Genomic DNA, 20,604 nt, shown 5'->3' on the forward strand with positions numbered 1-20,604 from the left:
GCTGGCAGGAGGAGCGTGCAGTCGAGTGGCACTACATCGCTCCCGGCAAGCCGCAACAGAATGGTTTTGTCGAAAGCTTGAATGGGCGTTTGCGCGACGAGTGCTTGAACGAGCATCTCTTCCGGAGCCTGCCGGCGGCCCGGACCATCATCGAGGCGTGGCGGGTCGACTATAATACCTGCCGCCCTCACACGAGCCTCGGCGGGCTCACCCCGAACGCGTTTGCAAACCGGTCCAACCAGAACCAGAACCAGAACCAGAACGGACTCTGGTTATGAGCGGGGGCAAACAGGGGGCAAGGTCAGGCCCTTTCTCGATGAAAGCCGCGAGTGCCTGCCGCTGGGCCGCGTCGAGCTTGAACCACGGCCCAGGCTTCTTGCGCTCGATCAGGCCGTCCGGCCCGGCCGTGTCGAAGGGCAGCACCCAATCGCGCACCGTCTGCAGGCCGACCGCGCCGATCCGCGCAGCCTAGCTGCGGCTCTCACCCTCGTAGATCGCGGCCAGGGCAAGCAGCAGGCGGCTTTGACCGGCATCGCGGCTCGTCCGCGCCCGACGCCGCAACGCGTCCGCATCGAAATCCTCGCGCAGGTCCACGGCCTCCGACATGGCAAACCTCTTGGCTCGCCACCTCGAATCACGCCTGCCGTTCACGCGTAAACCCAACAGTCCTCACCCGTACCGATTGGTATACCGCGACTCGGAAGGAATCCGTTTTTAGGTTTGCGAGCGTGGGTTTTGCGTGATTTCTTTCGGGGATGGCAGGGGTGATTCCGTCCCCCGCGGACCGGCCGCATTTCCTGGCGCTGATGCGGCGCCAGCTCAACAGTGCCGTGCATCGTCGGTTGAACGTGCTTTTGTTGCTCGACGACGGCTGGACGCCGGCCCGGATCGCCGCTGCGCTGTATTTCGACGAAAGCACGGTGGCTGAACACCGCACCCTCTACTCTGAGCGCGGCCGGGCCGGCGTCGAGAGCTTGGCCTACCCGGATATGAGCGCACGCTTGCCTCAGCCTGACTTCCTTAATTCCTCACTACGGCCTAGCGAAGGCGCTCTGCCAGGCCGTCAACCGAAAGCCGTTCTACTGGATCGTGCGCGTCGACAGGGCCGGCGCCACCGCGCCGTCGAGGCGCAGGCGGGCGTCGAGGATCGGGGTGTCGGCGACCTCCTGCTCCTGCGATTGGCCGGCGAGTTCGGCGATGGCCTGGTACTGGCTCATGCGCTGGTCGATCATGCCGTCGAGCCGCTCGTGGACCTCGGCCACCGTCAGGCTCCGGCGCTTGCCGCCGGCCTTGGCCGTGAAGATCGAGCGGTTGGCCCGCGCGGCGCGGCCGAACACCTTCTGGGCGACCTTGTCCGGATCCTCGGCGCTGAGCGACAGGAACTTGCCGGCGCTCGCCGTGCCGAGGAAATGGGCGAGGTAGAGCTCGGTGGTCTTGAGCGCCCGGCCGATCCGGGCCTCGATGCGGGCGCGGTCGCGCTTGATCAGCTCGCCCGCCATCAGCCCGGAGACGTAAGGGTCGTTGCGCAGGGCCAGCACCCGCTTGCGCGTTCCGGCATCGGCGATGGTGATGCCGCCGCCATGGCCCTTCACGGCCGCCGCCTCGGCCGCGAGCCCGTACCGGGCGCCGTAGGTGCGGATCATCTCCAGCCACGTCCCGGTGACGAACTGGAACAACCCCTGGGCCGAGGAGGCGGACGACTTCACCTCGGTGTCGAAGCTCGATTCCTTGTCGGCGAGCGCCATCATGTAGACGGGATCGACGCCGGTCGTCTCGGAGGCCCGCAGGATCGTCGCCACCAGGTCGCGCGGCACGCTCATGTCGCCGAAGCGCAGCACGTCCTCGTCGCCCTCGCGGGTGCCGGTCATGGCCCCCTGGCTGCGGGCGACCGGGGCGGAGACGGTGTCGTCCTGGCCGACAAGGGCGGAGCCGCCCCATTCGGGCTCGGCGTCCGCCGGACGCAGGTCGGCGCGGACCAGGGCCGGGATCGCGGTGGCGATCGCGGATTCGCGGGCCTCCGCCGCGCGCGGGGCGGAGAGCAGGACGAGGCCGGCGAGCATCGCGGCGGCGACGCCGCAAGAGGAGAGGCGGGCGGCGGAACCCGCCCGAGAGGTGGCGCGGCGCTGGAACGCGCCGGCATCGGCGAGCGACCCGCAAGGCACGAGTCGGCTCACGTCGTCGGCGCGGTGCGCCGGCTCCGGGTTAACCCCCATCGGTCTTCCTTGTTGGTGCCTCGGCGTCTTGTCGGCCGGGCTTCTTTTGACCGGCGAGTGTTTCGCCGCCGGGTGTGACCACAATGGGACCACCCCGTGATCCAAACGTGGTCGCGTTAACGGGGCGTTAAGCCACTGTGTTTACTTTATTTTAGCGATTTCGCCCGGCGCCTGCGACATCGCCCTGCGTCAAACAAGGCAGGCACATCCCCGGAACGGGCCAGCTAGGCCACAGTTGTCATGGGCCGCGCGGCGACCAGTTAGGGCTCATCCTAAGGCGCCTGCGCCGCCACAGCAGAAAGTCGGGTTCATGGGCATTCAGACCGGTCGACGCGTCGGAGTGGCGTTCGTCGGCATGGGCGGTGCGGTCGCCACGACCGCCATCGCCGGCATCGAGACCATCAAGTCCGGCTCGAACCGTCTGGACGGCCTGCCGCTCGCAGGCGTGCCCGTGCCGGGCATGGCCGACTACAAGGATCTCGTCTTCGGCGGCTGGGACCTGAACGGCGACGACCTCGCCTCCGCCGCCACCGGCCACGGCGTGCTGTCGCGCGACGACATCGAGAGCGGCGCCCAGGCGCTCAAGGGCATCACCCCCTGGCCCGCCGTCGGTTCGGCCAAGTTCTGCAAGAACATCGACGGCGCCAACCGCATCGTCGCCAAGGATCACCGCGAGGCCGTCTCGGTCATCGCCAACGACCTCAACCGCTTCCGCAAGGAGAGCAACCTCGACGACGTCGTCGTGGTGAACCTCGCCTCGACCGAGCGCTGGCCTGATCTGTCCCAGGCTGTGCTGAACTCGGCGGAGGCCTTCGAGAAGGGCCTGGATTCGAGCGACGAGTCGATCTCGCCCGCGATGCTTTACGCTTATGCGGCGATCAAGAGCGGCGTGCCCTACGCCAACTTCACCCCCTCCGTCGCCGCCGATGTGCCGGCGCTCCTCGAACTCGCCAGCGAGCTGAACGTCCCGGTCGCCGGCAAGGACGGCAAGACCGGCCAGACCATGATGAAGACGGTGCTGGCCCCGGCCCTCAAGGCCCGCTCGCTCCATGTCGACGGCTGGTTCTCGACCAACATCCTCGGCAACCGCGACGGTCTGGCGCTCAACGACAAGGACTCGCTCCAGTCGAAGCTCAACACCAAGGGCACGGTGCTCGACTCGATCCTCGGCTATCCGGTCGAGGACCATCTGGTCCACATCCACTATTACCGCCCGCGCGGCGACGACAAGGAAGCCTGGGACAACATCGACGTCACCGGCTTCATGGGCCAGCGGATGCAGATCAAGGTCAACTTCCTCTGCAAGGACTCGATCCTCGCCGCCCCGCTCGTGATCGAGATCGCCCGCGTGCTGGATCTGGCCAAGACCCGCGGCGACGGCGGCGTACAGGAGCAGCTCTCGACCTTCTTCAAGGCGCCGATGGTCAAGAACGGCCACGGCCCGGAGCACGATTTCGGCAAGCAGCAGCGGATGCTGTTCGACTGGCTGGGTGTGCACTGAGGACACCCCGCCCGTGGCGGCTTTCTCCGAGACCGGTCCCGTGGCGCCCCTGGCTCTGCGGGACCTCCTGGTCGAACTCGGCGACCTGAAGCGCGTGCGCTCGGCTGGCTGCGACGGCTCCATTGCCGAGCGGCTGTTCGCGCAGGGCTGGTCGGCCCTCGTCGGCGGCACTCGGCCGGAGACGGTCGCCCTCGACATCACCGCCAAGGCGCTCGCCGCCGCACGGCTCTGCGATCTCGACGCGGCGTTCCTCGCCGCCGTCGGCCTCGGCGAGGCTCAAGCCTCGGCCATCCTCGTGGCGGGGCTCGATGCGGTCGCCGGTGAGGTCGATCCGGCCTTGCGCGAGCGGCTGCGGGAAGCCCTGCGCCATCCGCCCGAGCTTCAGGCCGGCCCCGTGCCCGGCTTCGTCGGCGCGCTGGCGCAGCAGCCGCGGGCGGGCGTGACCTGTCCGGGCAAGCCGCGCATTCTCTTGGAGCCGCCGGAGAACCATGCCGAGCACTGTCTCGTCGTGGCGGTCTACGGCGTGCTGCTGAGCCCGTTCTACCGGGCCGACCCGACCACCGTGTTCCTCGCCGGACTCGCGCATCATTTTCACAACGCCGCGATGCCGGATGCCGGCTTCACCGGCGAGATGCTGCTCGGCGACCATCTCTGGCCGATCGTCGCGCGCTGCTCCGAATGGGCGCTCGAGGAACTGGATCAGCCGCTGCGCGAGACCGTGCGGAGCGCCCGCGCGGTGCTCCCCGACGACGCGACCGCGGAGGGCCGCGCCTTCCACGCCGCCGACTCGATCGACCGCGTCCTGCAGATCGCCCAGCACCTGCGGGCGGCCTCGCTGACCATGGACACGGTGCTCGGCGAGATGGAACTGGTCCATGCCGGGCCGGTGAAGGCTTTCCAGGATCGCGTGCTGACCGATATGCGGATTCCGTGACGCAACGCGCCCCCCGGCCGACGAAGCCATGATCCCCTTCGATCTGCTCTCCCCCGAGACCGGCCACCGGCTGAAGCCCGACGGCGCGCATGCCCTGCGCGATGTCGAGACCGGTCAGCGTTGGCCGGTGATCGACGGCATCCCCTATCTGCGCACCGGCCGCGAGCGGCTGGTCGGGATCGTGCTCGAAGCCCTCGATTCCGACCGCGCCGACGAGGCGCTGATCCTGCTGCTGGCCGATCAGGACGATTGGTGGACCGGCCCGCCCGCCGACCCGGACGACTTGCGCCGGCTGGTCGCCGAGCGCGAAACGCTGACTCTGCGCCGAGCCGTCGAGCTCCTCGGCTGGGGGCGCGTCGGCGACTACTTCGTCAACCGCTGGTCGGACCCGACCTATCTGGCGGGCCTCAGCCTGCTGGAGGCCCACTGGAACGCGCCGGCCTGCGCCTTCGAGCTCGCCTGCGGCATCGGCCATTACCTGCGCGAATTGCAGCGCCGCGGCGTCAAGGTGGCCGGCGGCGACGTGGTGTTCGCCAAGCTCTGGGTCGCCCGCCACTGGGTCGTCGGCGCCGGTGCCCAGTTCGTCTGCTTCGATGCGTCCTCGCCCTATTGGCCGATCGCCGACGCGCCGGTCGATCTCGTGATCTGCAACGACGCCTTCTACTTTCTCGACGACAAGCCCGGCGTGCTGGCCTGCCTGCGCAAGACCGCGGGCGAGGACGGCTGGCTCGCCATCAGCCACATCCACAACAGCGGCCGCCCCGGCTTCTCCGCCGGCAAGGCGATCTCGTCCGCCGAGATCGAGGAGCTGTTCCCCGATGCGCTGGTCTACGACGATGCCGAGCTGACCCGCGCGCTCGTCGAGGCCCGCGCGCCGCAGCCCCAGGAGCCCGGCCATCTCAAGACCTGCGAGGCCTTCTCCGTGGTGGCCGGCCCCGGCATGCGCCCGGCCCCGCGCGCGGTGATCGACGGCATCACCCTGCCGCCGGCCGACGCGCAACTCCATCTCAACCCGCTCTACGCAGCCCAAGACGAGGGCTTCGCCATCCGCTGGCCGTCCGAGCGCTACGAGGCCGAATACGCGACCCAAGCCACCTACCCGCTGCATTCGCAGGGCCCGGAGGCGATTGCCTGGGAGGGCAAGCCCGACGCGCCCGAGGTCGAGCGGGTGCGGCGGCGCGAATATGTCGATCTGCCGGAGCGCTGGTGATGAAACCGGTCGGGTGGGGCATCGTCGGCTATGGCTGGGTCGCCCGCGACTACATGGCGCCGGGCATCCGCGCGGCGGGTCACCGCCTCGTCGCGGTGGCCGATCCGGGCGCGGCGTCCCGCGCGGCGGCCGAAGCGGAAGGCGCGCGCGCCCACGCCGATCTCGCCGGCCTGATCGCCGAGCCGGAGGTCGAGGCGGTCTACGTCGCGACGCCGAACCATCTCCACCGCGGCGCCGTCGAGGCGCTCTGCGCCGCCGGCAAGGCGGTGCTCTGCGAGAAGCCGATGGCGGCCACCCTCGGCGACGCCGAGGCGATGGCGGCCGCCGTGCGCCAGTCCGGCGCCTTCTACGGCACCGCCTTCGACCAGCGCCATCACCCCGGCCACGCGGCTTTGCGCGCGGCGATCCGCGACGGCCGCATCGGCACCGTGACGGCGATCCGCATCGTCTACGCCTGCTGGCTCGACCGGGCCTGGACCTCGTTTCAGGGACAGCCGAACTGGCGCATCGACCCGGCCCAGGCCGGCGGCGGCGCCCTGATGGATCTGGCCCCCCACGGCCTCGATCTCGTCGACTTCCTCCTCGGCGAGCCCCTCGTCGAGATCGCCGCCATGACCCAGGCCCGCGCCCAGGACTACGCCGTCGATGACGGCGCCCTGCTGATCGGACGCACCGAGGGCGGGGCGCTGGCCCAGCTCAACGTTGCCTACAATTGCCCCGACGCCCTGCCGCGCCGTCGCCTCGAAGTGGTCGGCACGGGCGGCCTGCTGACGGCCATCGACACGATGGGCCAGACCGCGGGCGGCTCGGTGACCTTCACCGACGGCGCGACGGGCAAGAGCGAGCCGATCCCCTTCGACAGGCAAGCTTCGCCCTTCCTCGAACAAGTGCGCGCCTTCGGGCATGCCTTGCGCGAGCCGGCCCTGCGGGCCGCCTGGGACGCCGAGCGCGACCTTCACACCATGCGCCTGATCGCCCGCGCCTACGCGGCGGCCGGCACGCCCGCGGGCCGCGACGCGGCCTGAGGTTCCAGAGCATCGTCCCGAAAGGTGGCCTCCGGCTTTCGGAAAAAGACGATGCGGCACAAAAACATAGAGCATCGTCCCGAATCCGGGACGATGCTCTAGGATCGGAACGGACATGACCGAGACCCTCGACCGGGACGACCGCGCCCGCCACGCGACGCTCGCGGCACCCCGCGCCTATCGCCGCGGCGCCCCGCGCGTCATCGAGGGCCTGCCCGAGCGGCTGCCCGAGCCCGTCCGGGCCTATCTCGACGTGCTGCCCGAGGGTCGCGTCGTCGGCTTCAACCTCGCGGGGCTCGACCGCACCGGCATCCCGGTCTGGTTCGTGGCGCTCTTCCTCGACGATCCGTTCTATGTCGGCGCGATGCCGTCCGGCATCGGCTACGGCGCCACCGACGACGAGGCGCTGATCGGTGCGGTGGCCGAGATCGCCGAGAACCTGATGCCCTCGGTCGCCCTGCTGCCGCGCCTTCGCGCCCGCGGCGGCGACAACGAGGATCAGCGCTCCTACCACGACCTCGTGCGCGTCTACGGCGCGGGCGCGGTAGTCGATCCGCTGACGCTCGGCCTCCCCGCCGGCTCGCCGGTGGATCGCGATACGCCGCTCGACTGGACCCGCGCGGTGCGGGCGCGAACCGGCGAATCTGTCTGGGCGCCGCTCGATGTCGCCGCGACCGACTATTTCGAGCTGCGCCAGGGCTACCAGCCCTTCACCAACCTCATCACCAACGGACTCGGCGCCGGCCCGGACGTCGAGTTCGCGCTGGGCCACGGCCTGCTCGAAATGCTCCAGCGCGACGGCAACGGCCTGCTGTTCCGGGCGCTCGACCAGGGCGTGATGCTCGATCTCGACGGGATCGGCCCCGAGACCCGCGCCATGCTCGACCGGCTGGAAAGCCTCGGCATCCGCGCGCTGCCGAAATTCGCCACCGACCAGTTCGGCATGACCAACCTCTACGTCGTCGGCTACGACGAGGACCCGGCCCGCACGCCCGCTCCCATCGCGCTCTCGGCCTGCGGCGAGGCTTGCGACCCCGACCGCGAGCGCGCCCTGCGCAAGGCTCTCTTGGAGTTTCAGGCCGCGCGCGTGCGAAAGACCTTCGGCCACGGCCCGCTGGCGCTCGCCGACACCGTGGCGCCTCCGGGCTATGTCGAGGCCTTCATCCAGAAGGCGCTGCCGAGCCTCGATCTGGAGGAGAGCCGCGCGCTTCAGGCCATGCTCGCCTGGATCGACATGAAGCCCGCCGAACTCCGCAGGGTCTTGAGCGAAACCGTCTATTCCCAGCGCAGCACCAAGGCGTTTTCCGAGTTGCCGACGACCCCCGCGCCGGACGGCCATGCACGCGGAAAAATCGCCCGTGAGCGGCTGGAGGAGGCCGGGTTCGACGTGCTCTACGTCGATTGCTCGCCGCCCGGCGGCGGCATCGGCGTCGTCAAGGCGATCGTGCCGGGGCTCGAAGTCGAGACCATGAGCTATTACCGCATCGGCGAGCGCAACACGAAGAAGCTGATCGACCGCGACCACCCGCTGATCCGCTTCGGCACCCCCACCGACACGCTGTTGCCCGTGCGCCTGCCCCCGGAGGCCATCGAGCGCTTCGGCGGCCAGCCGCTCTTCGACACGGCGCTGGCCGAAACAATCGTCGGCTCGCATTACCCGCTCTACCGCGAGCCGGAATCGCACCACGCCCCGTTCCGCTACGAGCGCCAGGGCCGCCGCGCCGAAAGGAAGCCGGCATGACTTTGCGCTTCGCCTACAACACCAACGGCACCGCCAACCACCGCATCGAGGATGCGATCCGCCTCATCAAGGATGCCGGCTACGACGGCGTCGCGCTCACCCTCGACATCCACCATCTCGACCCCTTCGCCGACAATTGGGTGGTCGAGGCCGACCGCATCGCCAGCCTCCTCGCCCGGCTCGAACTCGGCTCGGTGATCGAGACCGGCGCCCGCTTCCTGCTCGACCCCACCGCCAAGCACGAGCCGACGCTGGTGACCGCCGACGCCGCGGGCCGCGCCCGGCGGGTCGGCTTCCTCAAGCGGGCGATCGAGATCGGCAAGATCCTCAATTCCGAGGCCGTTTCGTTCTGGGCCGGCGTGCCGAAGCCCGGCGTCGATCACGGCGAGGCCCGCGGCTGGCTGATCGAGGGCCTGAAAGAGGTCGCCGAATTCGCCGCCGAGAAGGGCGTCGTCGCCGCGCTCGAACCCGAGCCCGGCATGCTGATCGAGACGCTGGACGATTTCGCCGGCCTCGACATCCCCGGCTTGCATCTCGCCCTCGATACCGGCCACTGCCTCGTCACGCAGGAGCGCGACCCGGCTGCCGCGGTGAAGGAATTCGCCCCGCGGATCGGCACGGTGGCGATCGAGGACATGAAGCGGGGCGAGCACATCCATCTACCCTTCGGCGAGGGCGACATGGACGTGGCCTCCGTGCTCGACGCCCTCGACGCAATCGACTTCCAAAAGCTCGTCTGCGTGGAGCTGTCGCGCGACTCGCACCGGGCCGACGTGATGGTGGGCCAAGCCCTCGACTACCTGCGCACCTGCCGCCGCCCCGGCCCCGGCCTGCCCCGGCCGGACGAGACGCCCCGCGAGACCCCCGTTCCGGGACTGCCCCATTCATGAGAATCTGCTTCGTCAGCCGCCGCTACTTCCCGGCGATCTCCGGCATGAGCGTCTACGCCCAGAACCTCCTGCGCGAGGTCGCGGGGGCAGGCCACGACGTCACGATGATCTCGCAGTATCGCGGTGATGAATTCGGCACGCGGGTCTATGGCGGCGGCCCGCCGCCCGCGGTGCCGGGCGTCCACGTCATCGGACTCGAGCAGCGCGGCGAGCAGGAAAACGGCGATTTCGAGCGCGACATCGAGGAGATGATCGCCACCATCGAGGCCGAGCACGCGAAGAAGCCGTTCGACGTGCTGCACGCGCAGTACGGCTACCCGACTGGCTGGGCCGTGCTGGTCGCCGGCAAGCGCCTCGGCCTGCCGACGGTGGTGTCGATCCAGGGCGGCGACGGCCACTGGGTCGGCTCCTGCTGCGAGACCCACCGCGTCGCGATGGTCGAGGTGCTGGCCCACGCCAACGCCCTGCTGATCGGCGGCGAGTCCTTCGTGAAAGAGGTCTGCGACCGGCTGGGCTCCGATCCCGCCCGCTTCACCATCGTGCCGGGCGCCGTCGACACCGCCCGCTTCACGCCGGGCGCGCGGTTCGAGGCCGAGCGCGAGGACGAGGAGCCGGTGCGCCTGCTCTATCACGGCCGCGTCGACCGCCGGAAAGGCGTGCTCGACTTCCTCGACGCCCTTGAGCGGCTCTGGGAGGCCGGTCAGCCGTTCGACGCCACCATCTCCGGCATCGGCCCGGACGTGGACGCCGCCCGCGAACGCGCCGAGGCCATCGGCTTCACCTCGCATCAGGTCCGCTTCACCGGCTACGCCGACTACGACACCGTGCCGGACCTCTACCGGCAGGCCGACGTGTTCGTCTCGCCGACCTACGCGGAGGGCTTCTCCAACACGATTCTCGAAGCGATGGCCTCGGGCCTCGCCGTGGTCTCGACCCATTCGGTCGGCGTCTCGGACTGCCTGCGCGACGGCGAGAACGGCCTCCTCGTGAATCCCGGCGACGTGCCGGCGCTCGCCAAGGCGCTCGGCCGCATGGTGGAAGACGACGACCTGCGGGGCCGCCTCGCCCGCGACGGGCTGGAAGAGTGCCGCCGGGTCTATTCGTGGACGGCCGTGGGGCGCCAGATCATGGATGTGTACGCGCAGGTCGCCGGGCAGAAGCCGCACACCGGCTTTGCGGACGCACTGCCCACCGATCCGTCCTGCCGCTTCCGCGCCGAGCCGCACTTGCTCTGATGCCCGTCGCCCTCGCCATCTCGCCCCATCTCGACGACGCCGCCTTCTCCGCGGGCGGCACGCTGGCGCGGCTGGCGGCCGGCGGTTGGCAGGTCGTGATGGCGACGGTGTTCACCGCCTCCGTCGCCGACCCGCAGGGCTTCGCGCTCGCCTGCCAGCTCGACAAGGGGCTCGGGGCGGAGGTCGATTACATGGCCCTGCGCCGGGCCGAAGACGATGCCGCGGCCCAGGCGCTCGGCATCGAGTCTCCGGTCCATCTCCCGTTCCGCGAGGCGCCGCATCGCGGCTACGCGTCGGCCCCCGAACTGTTTTCGGAGTTGCGCCCCGACGACAAGGTCGGCCTCAACCTCGCCGACGCCTTCGAGCGGCTGATGACCGACACGCGGCCCGACCTGATCCTCGCGCCCCAAGCCGTCGGCGGCCATGTCGATCACGTTCAGGTCGTGCGTGCCTTCCGCGGCGCCCAGCCGCCGCTGCCGGTGCTGTGGTGGCGTGACTTTCCCTACACCGTGCGCGACGCCGCGCCGAAAGAGCCGCTGCGGCACCTGTTCGAGCCTTATGCCGAGCGGGCGGTCCGCCTCGGCGTCGAGGCCGAGCGGCGCAAGGCCGAGGCCTGTGCGGCCTATGCCTCGCAGATCGGGTTCCAGTTCGGCGGGGCGGAGGGGTTGAAGGCGCGGCTCGCCGCGGAGGAGGGGATCGAGCGGTTTCGGGTGCAGGGGCGGCTACCCGACGGAATTTTGGACTGATCCGGTTTGGCTCACGATGGGTTCTCCGGTTCGCGAAGCCTCTGCCGAGGAGTCTTCGACGGATCGAGCGCTTGTCCCCTCCCCACAAGGGGGAGGAGAGCGCCTGATCTGGCGACCGTGAGAGTGTGAGCACACGGCGCGGTGTGCGGGCCAGGGTCTGGACGGGCGATCAGTGGGGCACCGGACCGTGTACGACCCACCCACCACCCCCAAAACCCTCGCCGACCCGGCCATCCTCGAAGCCCGCCGTGCTCTGCTCGGCGCCCCTCACATCGCTCCCCTACGAACCCTCGCCCAACACATCGCCGCCGAGCGCGGCGCCCCCGTGCCCGATCCCGACCCGCTCGACGGCGGCGTGGCGGCGCGCCTCCTGCTTCTGCTCGAAACCCCCGGCCCGTCGATCAGCCGCACCGGCTTCGTCTCTCGCGACAACGCCACCGGCACGGCGGCCAACCTGTTCCGCTTCCTCGCCGAGGCGGGTCTCGCGCGGGGCGACACGCTGATCTGGAACGCGATCCCCTGGGTGATCCACGCGCCGGGCGCCCGCAACCGCACCCCGCGCCGTGCCGAGGCCACCGCCGCCGCGCCCTACTTCGCCCCGCTGCTCGCGCTGCTGCCGCGCCTTGCCGTCGTCGTGCCGGCCGGGCGCTTCGCCGCGCAGGCCGCTGCACCCCTGGCCGAACTGCGGCCCGATCTGCCGGTGATCCCGGTGCCGCATCCGAGCCCGACCTATGTCTGCACGGCGCCCGCGGTGCGCGAGCGCATCCTGGCGGGCTTTCGCGAAGCGGCGGCCCGGCTCGCCGCCGACGGATGACATCGCCGTCTCAGTCGCCATCGGCGCGCAGGGCGGCTGTGCATCGTCGGCGCGCTCGCTGGCCTTTGGCCGCCATTGACCCTAAATGCGCCGGGGCGGGCATGCAGGGCACCCGCTCGGGTCGCGACGCGCGCCGACGGCGCGAGGCGGGCGATCAGCGGAGGCGTGCGCCGATCTCAGATGACTTTTGCCGGAAAGCATAAGCCGGCGGCGCAGGCCGAATCGGCCGAGGCCGCCTCGGACGGCGAGGCCGCCACGCCGAAGGTGAAGCGCGGCCCCTACGCTTGGTTCGGCACGCTGGCGAGCGTCGTCCTCATCCTCGCCTCGCTGTTCGTGCTGTGGAAGCTCTCGGAAGAGATCACCTGGGCCGAGCTGCACAAGGCCTTCACCGAGGTCACCAACCGCCAGCTCGCCGAAGCCTTCGGCGCGGTCGCGATCAGCTACCTGTTCCTCACCTGCTACGATGCGCTGGCGCTTCGCCAGCTCCGGCTCAAGGTGCCCTACCGCATCACCGCGCTCGCCTCGTTCACGAGCTACGCGGTGAGTTTCACCCTCGGCTTCCCGCTCATCACCGCGGCGACGATCCGCTACTGGATCTACTCGAAGCGCGGTCTCTCGGCCGCCAAGATCGCGGCGCTCACGGTGATCGCGGGTTTCACCTTCTGGCTCGGCATGGGGGTGGTGCTGGGCCTCAGCCTCATCATCGAGGCCGGGCAGCTCGCGAGCCTCACGTTCCAGAGCATCGGCGTGAACACGACGGTGCGGCTCAACCAGATCCTCGGCTTCGGCGCGCTGGGCTCGGTGCTCGGCTACATCGCCTGGGTCTCGGTAAAGCGGCGCTACATCACCGTGCGGCAGTGGCAGTTGGAGCTTCCCGGCGCCACCGTCTCGTTCAGCCAGATGCTGGTCGGCATCGGCGATGTCTGCGCCGCGGCGGCCGTCCTCTACGTGCTCATGCCCGAGGGCATGACGCTCGGCTTCACCACTTTCCTGGCGATCTACGTGCTCGCCGCGATGCTCGGCATCGCCTCGAACGCGCCGGGCGGCCTCGGGGTGTTCGAGGCCACGATCCTGATCGCCCTGTCCTACCTGCCCCGCGACGAGGTGCTGGGGTCGCTGCTGCTGTTCCGGGTCTGCTACTACCTCGTGCCCTTCGTCCTGGCGCTGCTGATGCTCGGCACCTACGAAGGCCTGTCGCGGCTGCGGCGGCGCCGGGCGGCGAACGACCCGTGACGGAACCCTGACCTTGGTCTCGGAGCAGCCGGCCTGGATCGGCGCCGCGGTCGCGGTCGCCGTCATCCTCGGCATCGAGGCGTCGGCCGGCCATGTCGACACCGCCCTGATCGTCGCGGCGGTCCTCGCCCTGGTGGTCGGCGGCCTGCTCGGCCGCGCCCGGCGCCCTGTGGTGGCGCCCACCCGCGAGCCCGGCCTGCCCGCCCGCCATGCGGTGGCCGAGGCTTTGCTCGCCAACATTCCCGATCCGGTCATCCTGGTCGATCGCCGCATCGTGGTGATGGAGGCCAACCCCGCCGCCCGCCGCCTGCTGCCGGGGCTGAAGCTGCGCCACCCGCTCTCGTTCTTCCTGCGCGCGCCCGACATCCTCGACGGCATCGAGGAGGTGTTGCGCACCGGCACGAGCCTGACCGTCGATTACGTCGCCCGCCTGCCGACCGAACGCGCCTTCGCGGTGCAGATCGGCGCGCTGCCGATGCCCGACGTTCCGGGCGGGGGCGAGCCCAACATCGTGCTGTTCCTGCGCGACCTCACCGAGGCGCGCCGCCTGGAGACCATGCGGGTCGATTTCGTGGCCAATGCCAGCCACGAACTGCGCACGCCGCTCTCGGCGCTGCTGGGCTTCATCGAAACGCTCCAGGGCCCGGCCCGCGACGATGCCCGCGCCCGCGAGCAGTTCCTCGGCATCATGCGCACCCAGGCGCAGCGGATGACGCGGCTCATCGACGACCTGCTCTCGCTCTCGCGCATCGAGCTGCGCGAGCACGTGGCGCCGACGCAGCCCCTCGACCTGGCCCGGATCGCCCGCCAGCTCGTGGACATGCAGGCCCCGCTCGCCCGCGAGCGCGGCATCAGCCTCACCTTGGAGACGCCCGATGCGCCGATGCCGGTCCTGGGCGAGCGCGACGAGCTGCTGCGGGTGATCGAGAACCTCGTCGAGAACGCCATGAAGTACGGCGGCAGCGGCGGGATCGTCACCGTTTCGCTCCACCGCCTCACCGGTACCGACGGGCGCCCCGACCGGATCGAGCTGCGGGTCACCGATGCCGGCCCCGGCATCGCCCCCGAGCACATCCCGCGCCTGACCGAGCGCTTCTACCGCGTCGATGTCGCCTCCAGCCGCCATCAGGGCGGCACCGGGCTCGGTCTCGCCATCGTCAAGCACACCCTCAACCGCCACCGTGGCCGGCTGACCATCGAGAGCGAACTCGGTGCCGGGACGACGATGCGCGTGACGCTGCCGGAATACCGGGCGGAGGCCGGGGGAGCGCCGCCGGAAGCCGGATGATCCGCGCGGCTCGCTTCGCGCCCGCGCGGGCGTGTAGGCGTGTAGGCGTGATGCATCGACGCGGCCGTTGCCGCGGCGTTCGACGGGGAATGGAGCCGATGCGCCTCGGATCGGCCGGACTTGCGATGCTGCTGTCGTCGGCGACGACCGCGCTGGGATGCGGCGGTTTCCCGTTTCCGGAACGCGGCTCCGTCGTGACGTGGCCCGACCGCTTTCTCGTGGCGAAGGTGAAGGTACTGCGCGTCCGAAGGATCGCCGCGTTCGAGCGGTATGCGCGACTGCGGCCGCTGCGGCCGCTGCGGCCGATCCGCGGCGAACTTCCGCGCGCGTTCGGTGTCCTTTACGAGACGAGCAGCTGCGGAGCGCATGTCACCCAAGGTGAGGCCGGCGTTCGAGGGTTCACCGCGCTGAAGCCCGAGCGCTGGACGAAAGACTATCGTTTCGCGACGGGCTCATCTGTCGGCACTTGAACGCAGACGGTGTTCGTCGACGGCATCTGGACGCTGAGCGACGCGTAGCGTTCCCGCGCCGGCCCGGTCGCGAGCGGCCCCGGGCTCACGCCGCGGACACGCTGCGGCGCCCGGCCCGCTTGGCGTCGTAGAGCGCCATATCGGCCACGTGGACGAAATCCTCGAAATTCATGTTCGGCCGGTGCTGAGCGACACCGCAGGACATCGCGAGCGGCAGGGGGATGCCGTCGTCGCGCATCATCGGCGTGCGGCGCAGGGCCTCCTGCAGGCGTGCTGCGACCGCCTCGGCCTTCGCGAATTCGGTTCCGGGCAGCAGAACGAGGAACTCGTCCCCGCCCACGCGTCCGATCGCGTCCTGCTCGCGGAGGCCGGTCTGCAGCACCGAAACCAGATGGATCAGGGCCCGGTCCCCGGTCCGGTGTCCGTGGCGGTCGTTGACCTGCTTGAACAGGTCGAGGTCGAGGGCGATCAGGCTCAGGGGCGCGCCGGTCGGATCCTGCATCGCGGTCGCGGCCGTGGCACCGAACGCCGCGCGGTTGAGGACGCCGGTCAGGGCATCGGTGGATGCCAGCCGGGCGAGTTCGGCGCGCTGGGCCCGCAAGTCTTCCGCATTGCGCGACAGCGAGGTGAAGCGCGCCCCCCGCGCCGAGAGGGCCGCCGCCACGGGCAGGCAGGTCAGCAGCAGCGCGGCTAGGAAGAACTGGAACAGGACGGCCTGCTCCCGCGGGTCCGATGCCACCATGGCGATCGGTCCATGACCGTCCATGGTCGCGACGGCTCCGATCGCGGCGATGATCAGCACGGCGGGCGTCGTCCCGAGCCGTCCGAGCCGGAAGCTCACCAGCATCACCGGGCCGAACAGCACGAACAGCATCGGCCGCGCGGCGAGGTAGAACACCCCGTAGGCGACGACCGCATTCAGGAGCAGGAGCCCCGCCGCCTCCGCGTGCTGCCGCCAATCCTTGCCGGAGAAGCACCGGAAGTACTCACCCCGCAGCAGGGCCAGGAAGAAGGGCGTGAGGATCAGCAGGCCGAGGCCGTCGCTGAAGAGCCACGTCGTGAAGGAGGTCTGGAAATCCTGTCCGTAGACCAGCCAGGCGGTGGCGGCGCCGCCGACGCCGCTGAGCCCCGGGGCGACGAGGCCGCAGACCACCATGAACCGGCCGACGACGGAAGGCGCGCTCAGGAGCCCGCCCTCCCCGAGGGACGGCCGGAGCAGGCGGGCCGCGACGCCGATCTCGACGAGGTTGCAGAGCCCGTAGAGCGGGAGGCCGGCGCTCGGCCCCCGCATCGCCACGTTCGCGGCGAGGTTGGCCAGGAAGCCGGCGACGAATACGCCCGTCCCGGTGCCGGGACGGCGATCCAGCAGGGCGGCGAGGAGGATGGCGTTGGCCGGCCACACCGCCGCGATGTCGCGTCCGTCGCTCGTCAGGTAAATCGTGCCCGCGGCGAGGGCGAAGGAGAGGAGGCCGACGACGCATTCTGCCGATCTTGCCGTCATGGATCGTCCCATGGGCCCCGACGTGTTCTTGCTCGTATGGGCGGGCTGTCGCGAGCCGTATCCAATGGCGTTTCGGTTAAAATCATCATAACGTAATGAAAGATCAAGCGAAACGCTGAGTATTTTATGATTTGTTCTGTGATTATGCCGTAAGGCTTAAGTCGATCGTGTGCAATTTCTGATGATTGGCGGTGATGCTGTTCGCCAAGGCGGCAAGGCCGTCCGTCACGGGACCGCGCCGTGCCGTCCCAGCGGTCGGCACCGAGGCTTTCCGGCACCCTGTCCGCCGAGGCACCGACGGGAGCGAGGGCGGCTTCGGAGTCGGGAACGGGCCGTCCGGCTCCGGGTTGGCCTGAACGAGGGCGGGCGTCTCCCGACGCCGGCCGACAGCGCAGGATCCTCTCGTGAGCGATCATTCCGACGCGATGCAGGCCTGCCTCGATGCCTGCCTTCACTGCTACCGCACCTGCCTCGGCATGCTCTCCGGACACTGCCTGGAGACCGGCGGACGCCATGTCGAGCCCGAGCATGTCCGGTTGATGCTGGCCTGCGCCGAGGCCTGCCGGGCGAGTGCGCAGATGATGCTGATCGGCAGCCCGGTCCATCGTCACCAATGCGGCGCCTGCGCCGAGATCTGCGCCGCCTGCGCCCGTTCCTGCGAGGCCGTCGGCGGGATGGAATCCTGCGTCGCCGCCTGCCGCGCCTGCGAGCGGGAGTGCCGGGCGATGGCGGCCTGATCCGTCGTCGGCCCGCCGGCCTTGACCTTCCCATCATGGGAAGCCCCATCTGAGCCGCATGGAAGCGATTGCGGACCGTCCCGTCTCCCCCTCCCGCGCGGATCAGCCGCCCCGGCTGAGCCTCCCCGTCGAGGGCATGAGCTGCGCCTCGTGCGTCGGCCGCGTCGAGCGGGCGCTCGCCGCCCTGCCGGGCGCCCGCGACGTCTCGGTCAATCTCGCGACCGGCCGGGCGAGCTGGGCGGGCGCCCGGCCCGCCGAGGCGGTGCGGGCGATCCGCGAGGCCGGCTACGAGGTGCCCGAGACCGTCACCGCCGTCACGGTCGAGGGCATGAGCTGCGCCTCCTGCTCGGGCCGGGTCGAGCGCGCCTTGCTCGCACTTCCCGGCGCGGTCGCGGCGAGCGTCAACTTCGCCACCGGCCGGGCCGAACTGCGCCACGCCGACGGGGCCGTCTCGCTCGACGCGGTCGAGGCCGCCATCCGCGAGGCCGGCTACGAGCCGGTGACGCCGGAGCGCGCCGCGGATACGAGCCGCGCCGACCGTCAGGCGCGGGACGAGGCGGCCCTGCGGCGTGACCTCGCCGTCGCAGCCTCGCTCGCGGCGCCCGTCGTCGTGCTCGACATGGGCGGCCATGTCTTCCCTGGCTTCCACCATGCCCTCGCCGGCTGGCTCGGGGCCGGCACCGTGCCGTGGATCGAGGCGCTGCTCGCGACCCTCGTGATCGCAGGCCCCGGCCGGCGCTTTTTCCGCGTCGGCGTGCCCAACCTGCTGCGCGGCCATCCCGACATGAACGCCCTCGTCGCCCTCGGGGCGGGCGCGGCCTATCTCTATTCCCTCGTCTCTGTCGCGGCGCCGCAATGGCTCCCGGCGGGGGCGGCGCATCTCTACTTCGAGGCCAGCGTCCTCATCGTCACCCTGATCCTGCTCGGCCGGACGCTCGAAGCCCGCGCCCGCGGCCGGGCCGGGGCGGCGATCGCCCGGCTGATCGACCTCTCGCCCCCCACCGCCCGCCGCCTCGACGGCGAGGCCGAGCGCGAGGTGCCGGTGGAGCGCCTGCGCGTCGGCGACCGGGTGCGGGTGCGCCCCGGCGAGCGCGTGCCGGTCGACGGCACGGTGGCGGCGGGTGAATCCTACGTCGACGAGAGCATGATCTCCGGCGAGCCGGTGCCGGTGCGCAAGGGAGAGGGCGCCGCGGTCGTCGGCGGCACGCTCAACACCACCGGCGGCTTCGATCTCATCGTCACCCGCACCGGCTCCGACACGGTGCTGGCCCGCATCGTCCGCATGGTCGAGGAGGCGCAAGGGGGCAAGCTGCCGGTCCAGGCGCTGGTGGATCGCATCACCCTGTGGTTCGTGCCTGCCGTGATGGGCATCGCCGCGCTGACCTTCCTGGGCTGGCTCGCGCTCGGCCCGGCGCCGGCCCTCGGCCACGCCATCGTGGCGGCGATTGCCGTGCTCATCATCGCCTGTCCCTGCGCCATGGGGCTCGCCACGCCGGTCTCGATCATGGTCGGGACGGGCCGCGCCGCCGAGCGCGGCGTGCTCTTCCGCCAGGGCGCGGCCCTTCAGGCCCTCCAAGAGGCCCGCGTGATCGCCCTCGACAAGACCGGCACGCTCACCGAGGGCCGCCCCCGCCTCGTCGATTTTCTGCCGGCTCCGGGCTTCTCGCGCGACGAAGCGCTGGCCCTGGCCGGCGCGGTCGAGGCCCGCTCGGAGCATCCGATCGCCCGCGCGGTCACCGAGGCCGCACGCGCCGAGACCGGCGCCCTGCCGGAGGTGTCCGCCTTCGAGGCCATGCCCGGTCACGGCGTCACCGCGCGGGTCGGGGGCAGGGCGGCCGCGCTCGGCAGCCGCCGCCAGATGGAGCGCCTCGGCGTCGATGTCGCCCCGCTGGCCGCGGAGGCCGAACGCTTAGCCGGGGAGGGGAAGAGTCCGGTCTACCTCGCCCTCGACGGCCGGCTCGGCGCCCTCCTGGCGGTGGCCGATCCGATCAAGCCCGAGGCGCGCGAGGCGGTCGCCGCGCTGCGGGCCCGCGGCCTCACCGTGGCGATGCTGACCGGAGATGCCGACGCGACGGCGCAGGTCGTGGCCCGCTCGCTCGGCATCGAAGAGGTCCGCGCCGAACTCCTGCCCGAGGGCAAGGTCGAGGCGCTGGGGAGTCTGCGCGCCGCGCACGGCCCGGTCGCCTTCGTCGGCGACGGCATCAACGACGCGCCCGCCCTCGCGCAAGCCGATGTCGGGATCGCCATCGGCACCGGCACGGATGTGGCGGTGGAGAGCGCCGACGTGGTGCTGATGTCGGGCGCGCTCACCGGCCTGGTCGAGGCGGTGGCGCTCTCGCGCGCCACGATGGCCAACATCCGCCAGAATCTGTTCTGGGCCTTCGCCTACAACGCCGCCCTGATCCCGGTGGCGGCGGGCGCGCTCGCCGTCGTCGGTGGGCCGCAACTCTCGCCGGTCCTGGCGGCGGGGGCGATGGCGCTCTCCAGCGTCTTCGTCGTCGGCAACGCCCTGCGCCTGCGCCGCGCCGGAGGGACACGATGAGCGTCACCATCGGCGAGGCGGCCCGCGCCAGCGGCGTCTCGGCCAAGATGATCCGCTATTACGAGGAGACCGGCCTGCTCGGGCCCGCCGAGCGCACGGCGTCGGGCTACCGGGTCTACGGCGCGGCCGATCTCCACGCGCTCCGCTTCGTCCGCCGCGCCCGCGATCTGGGCTTCTCCATGGCCGAGATCGCCGATCTCTTGGCGCTCTGGCGCGACCGCGAGCGGGCGAGCGCTTCGGTGAAGGGGCTGGCGCTGGCCCATGTCGGCGACCTGCGCCGCCGCATCCGCGAACTGGAGGCCATGGCCCGCACCCTGGAGAATCTGGCCGAGCGGTGCTGCGGTGATGGGCGCCCGGATTGCCCGATCCTCGACGATCTCGCCGGGAAGGGGTGAGCGCAACGGGCGATCACCCACTCCGAAGCCCCGCCCCAAAAACAAGCTTCGCCGTTGACCCGGCCTTGGCCTTCTGCTTGCTGGGGACGATCCGGGACGTTCGGACGTCGCTCCGCAAGGGTTGGGATC

General features: G+C 70.8%; 18 protein-coding genes and 1 pseudogene. 16 read left to right on the plus strand and 3 right to left on the minus strand.

Features of this window, described 5'->3' with window-relative positions; genetic code table 11:
- Window positions 1-278: integrase core domain-containing protein (locus tag BM140_RS02720; protein ID WP_131803728.1), on the plus strand; the 278-nt coding region annotated here is incomplete at its 5' end.
- A gap of 19 nt (window positions 279-297) precedes the next feature.
- Here BM140_RS02720 and BM140_RS25065 read toward each other — a convergent pair.
- Window positions 298-606, minus strand: a pseudogene (locus tag BM140_RS25065) (helix-turn-helix domain-containing protein); the annotation flags it as partial.
- Window positions 607-1,079: 473 nt separating this feature from the next.
- The gene (locus BM140_RS02725) at window positions 1,080-2,213 is read right to left on the minus strand and encodes a transglycosylase SLT domain-containing protein (RefSeq protein ID WP_091941768.1); all 1,134 of its coding nucleotides are present in this window, start codon (window positions 2,211-2,213) and stop codon (window positions 1,080-1,082) included.
- Window positions 2,214-2,523: 310 nt separating this feature from the next.
- Here BM140_RS02725 and BM140_RS02730 point away from each other — a divergent pair, with 310 nt between their 5' ends.
- The 12 genes from BM140_RS02730 to BM140_RS02785 all read left to right on the plus strand — a co-directional run bounded on the left by BM140_RS02730 (window position 2,524) and on the right by BM140_RS02785 (window position 15,300).
- Window positions 2,524-3,714, plus strand: coding sequence for an inositol-3-phosphate synthase (locus BM140_RS02730; protein WP_091941770.1), 1,191 nt, complete (start codon window positions 2,524-2,526; stop codon window positions 3,712-3,714).
- A 13-nt stretch (window positions 3,715-3,727) separates the two neighbouring features.
- Window positions 3,728-4,648, plus strand: coding sequence for an HD domain-containing protein (locus BM140_RS02735; protein WP_207549421.1), 921 nt, complete (start codon window positions 3,728-3,730; stop codon window positions 4,646-4,648).
- Window positions 4,649-4,676: 28 nt separating this feature from the next.
- Complete coding sequence (locus tag BM140_RS02740) at window positions 4,677-5,858, plus strand: class I SAM-dependent methyltransferase (RefSeq protein ID WP_091941772.1); 1,182 nt, start codon at window positions 4,677-4,679, stop codon at window positions 5,856-5,858.
- On the plus strand, window positions 5,858-6,883 hold the full coding sequence (locus tag BM140_RS02745) for a Gfo/Idh/MocA family protein (protein ID WP_091941774.1): 1,026 nt from the start codon (window positions 5,858-5,860) through the stop codon (window positions 6,881-6,883). Before BM140_RS02740 ends, BM140_RS02745 begins: the two co-directional genes overlap by 1 nt.
- Before the next feature lie 115 nt (window positions 6,884-6,998).
- Window positions 6,999-8,624 (plus strand): YcaO-like family protein, encoded by a 1,626-nt coding sequence (locus tag BM140_RS02750; protein ID WP_091941776.1) that lies wholly within the window; start codon window positions 6,999-7,001, stop codon window positions 8,622-8,624.
- A complete protein-coding gene (locus BM140_RS02755) occupies window positions 8,621-9,514 on the plus strand; it encodes a sugar phosphate isomerase/epimerase family protein (protein WP_091941778.1) in 894 nt (297 codons plus the stop codon). Before BM140_RS02750 ends, BM140_RS02755 begins: the two co-directional genes overlap by 4 nt.
- Entirely contained in the window at window positions 9,511-10,749 is a 1,239-nt protein-coding gene (locus tag BM140_RS02760; RefSeq protein WP_091941780.1) for a glycosyltransferase family 4 protein, read from the plus strand. The genes BM140_RS02755 and BM140_RS02760 overlap by 4 nt, the downstream gene beginning before the upstream one ends.
- Complete coding sequence (locus BM140_RS02765) at window positions 10,746-11,495, plus strand: PIG-L deacetylase family protein (RefSeq protein WP_091942645.1); 750 nt, start codon at window positions 10,746-10,748, stop codon at window positions 11,493-11,495. Before BM140_RS02760 ends, BM140_RS02765 begins: the two co-directional genes overlap by 4 nt.
- 187 nt (window positions 11,496-11,682) lie before the next feature.
- Window positions 11,683-12,309, plus strand: a complete 627-nt coding sequence (locus tag BM140_RS02770) for a uracil-DNA glycosylase (RefSeq protein ID WP_091941782.1) — start codon at window positions 11,683-11,685, stop codon at window positions 12,307-12,309.
- Window positions 12,310-12,489: 180 nt separating this feature from the next.
- Window positions 12,490-13,542 (plus strand): lysylphosphatidylglycerol synthase domain-containing protein, encoded by a 1,053-nt coding sequence (locus tag BM140_RS02775; RefSeq protein ID WP_091941784.1) that lies wholly within the window; start codon window positions 12,490-12,492, stop codon window positions 13,540-13,542.
- 13 nt (window positions 13,543-13,555) lie between these two features.
- The gene (locus BM140_RS02780; protein ID WP_091941786.1) at window positions 13,556-14,830 is read left to right on the plus strand and encodes an ATP-binding protein; all 1,275 of its coding nucleotides are present in this window, start codon (window positions 13,556-13,558) and stop codon (window positions 14,828-14,830) included.
- Between the two features lie 98 nt (window positions 14,831-14,928).
- Window positions 14,929-15,300 carry a hypothetical protein gene (locus BM140_RS02785; RefSeq protein ID WP_131803730.1) on the plus strand — a complete coding sequence of 124 codons (372 nt, stop codon included), beginning with the start codon at window positions 14,929-14,931 and terminating at the stop codon, window positions 15,298-15,300.
- Window positions 15,301-15,385: 85 nt separating this feature from the next.
- Here the strand turns inward: BM140_RS02785 and BM140_RS02790 are convergent, their stop codons facing one another.
- Entirely contained in the window at window positions 15,386-16,801 is a 1,416-nt protein-coding gene (locus BM140_RS02790) for a GGDEF domain-containing protein (RefSeq protein ID WP_165616381.1), read from the minus strand.
- Between the two features lie 425 nt (window positions 16,802-17,226).
- On the opposite strand from BM140_RS02790, the gene BM140_RS02795 reads away from it, so the two are divergent.
- From BM140_RS02795 to cueR, 3 genes are read left to right on the plus strand one after another with little or no spacing between them, the layout of a single operon-like run.
- Window positions 17,227-17,538 (plus strand): four-helix bundle copper-binding protein, encoded by a 312-nt coding sequence (locus BM140_RS02795; RefSeq protein ID WP_091942647.1) that lies wholly within the window; start codon window positions 17,227-17,229, stop codon window positions 17,536-17,538.
- Between the two features lie 58 nt (window positions 17,539-17,596).
- Entirely contained in the window at window positions 17,597-20,080 is a 2,484-nt protein-coding gene (locus BM140_RS02800; protein ID WP_091941792.1) for a heavy metal translocating P-type ATPase, read from the plus strand.
- A complete protein-coding gene (gene cueR, locus BM140_RS02805) occupies window positions 20,077-20,475 on the plus strand; it encodes a Cu(I)-responsive transcriptional regulator (protein WP_091941794.1) in 399 nt (132 codons plus the stop codon). The genes BM140_RS02800 and cueR overlap by 4 nt, the downstream gene beginning before the upstream one ends.
- Window positions 20,476-20,604: the final 129 nt, after the last annotated feature.

This window comes from Methylorubrum salsuginis (genome assembly GCF_900114375.1).
Classification (GTDB): Bacteria; Pseudomonadota; Alphaproteobacteria; order Rhizobiales; family Beijerinckiaceae; genus Methylobacterium; species Methylobacterium salsuginis.

What these genes read in the sequence shown, in the direction of transcription:
- BM140_RS02725 (WP_091941768.1), bottom strand. Translation starts at nt 2,213, where the DNA reads ATGGGGGTTAACCCGGAGCCGGCGCACCGCGCCGACGACGTGAGCCGA.
- BM140_RS02730 (WP_091941770.1), top strand. Translation starts at nt 2,524, where the DNA reads ATGGGCATTCAGACCGGTCGACGCGTCGGAGTGGCGTTCGTCGGCATG.
- BM140_RS02740 (WP_091941772.1), top strand. Translation starts at nt 4,677, where the DNA reads ATGATCCCCTTCGATCTGCTCTCCCCCGAGACCGGCCACCGGCTGAAG.
- BM140_RS02745 (WP_091941774.1), top strand. Translation starts at nt 5,858, where the DNA reads ATGAAACCGGTCGGGTGGGGCATCGTCGGCTATGGCTGGGTCGCCCGC.
- BM140_RS02750 (WP_091941776.1), top strand. Translation starts at nt 6,999, where the DNA reads ATGACCGAGACCCTCGACCGGGACGACCGCGCCCGCCACGCGACGCTC.
- BM140_RS02755 (WP_091941778.1), top strand. Translation starts at nt 8,621, where the DNA reads ATGACTTTGCGCTTCGCCTACAACACCAACGGCACCGCCAACCACCGC.
- BM140_RS02760 (WP_091941780.1), top strand. Translation starts at nt 9,511, where the DNA reads ATGAGAATCTGCTTCGTCAGCCGCCGCTACTTCCCGGCGATCTCCGGC.
- BM140_RS02775 (WP_091941784.1), top strand. Translation starts at nt 12,490, where the DNA reads ATGACTTTTGCCGGAAAGCATAAGCCGGCGGCGCAGGCCGAATCGGCC.
- BM140_RS02785 (WP_131803730.1), top strand. Translation starts at nt 14,929, where the DNA reads ATGCGCCTCGGATCGGCCGGACTTGCGATGCTGCTGTCGTCGGCGACG.
- BM140_RS02790 (WP_165616381.1), bottom strand. Translation starts at nt 16,801, where the DNA reads ATGACGGCAAGATCGGCAGAATGCGTCGTCGGCCTCCTCTCCTTCGCC.
- BM140_RS02795 (WP_091942647.1), top strand. Translation starts at nt 17,227, where the DNA reads ATGCAGGCCTGCCTCGATGCCTGCCTTCACTGCTACCGCACCTGCCTC.
- BM140_RS02800 (WP_091941792.1), top strand. Translation starts at nt 17,597, where the DNA reads ATGGAAGCGATTGCGGACCGTCCCGTCTCCCCCTCCCGCGCGGATCAG.
- cueR (WP_091941794.1), top strand. Translation starts at nt 20,077, where the DNA reads ATGAGCGTCACCATCGGCGAGGCGGCCCGCGCCAGCGGCGTCTCGGCC.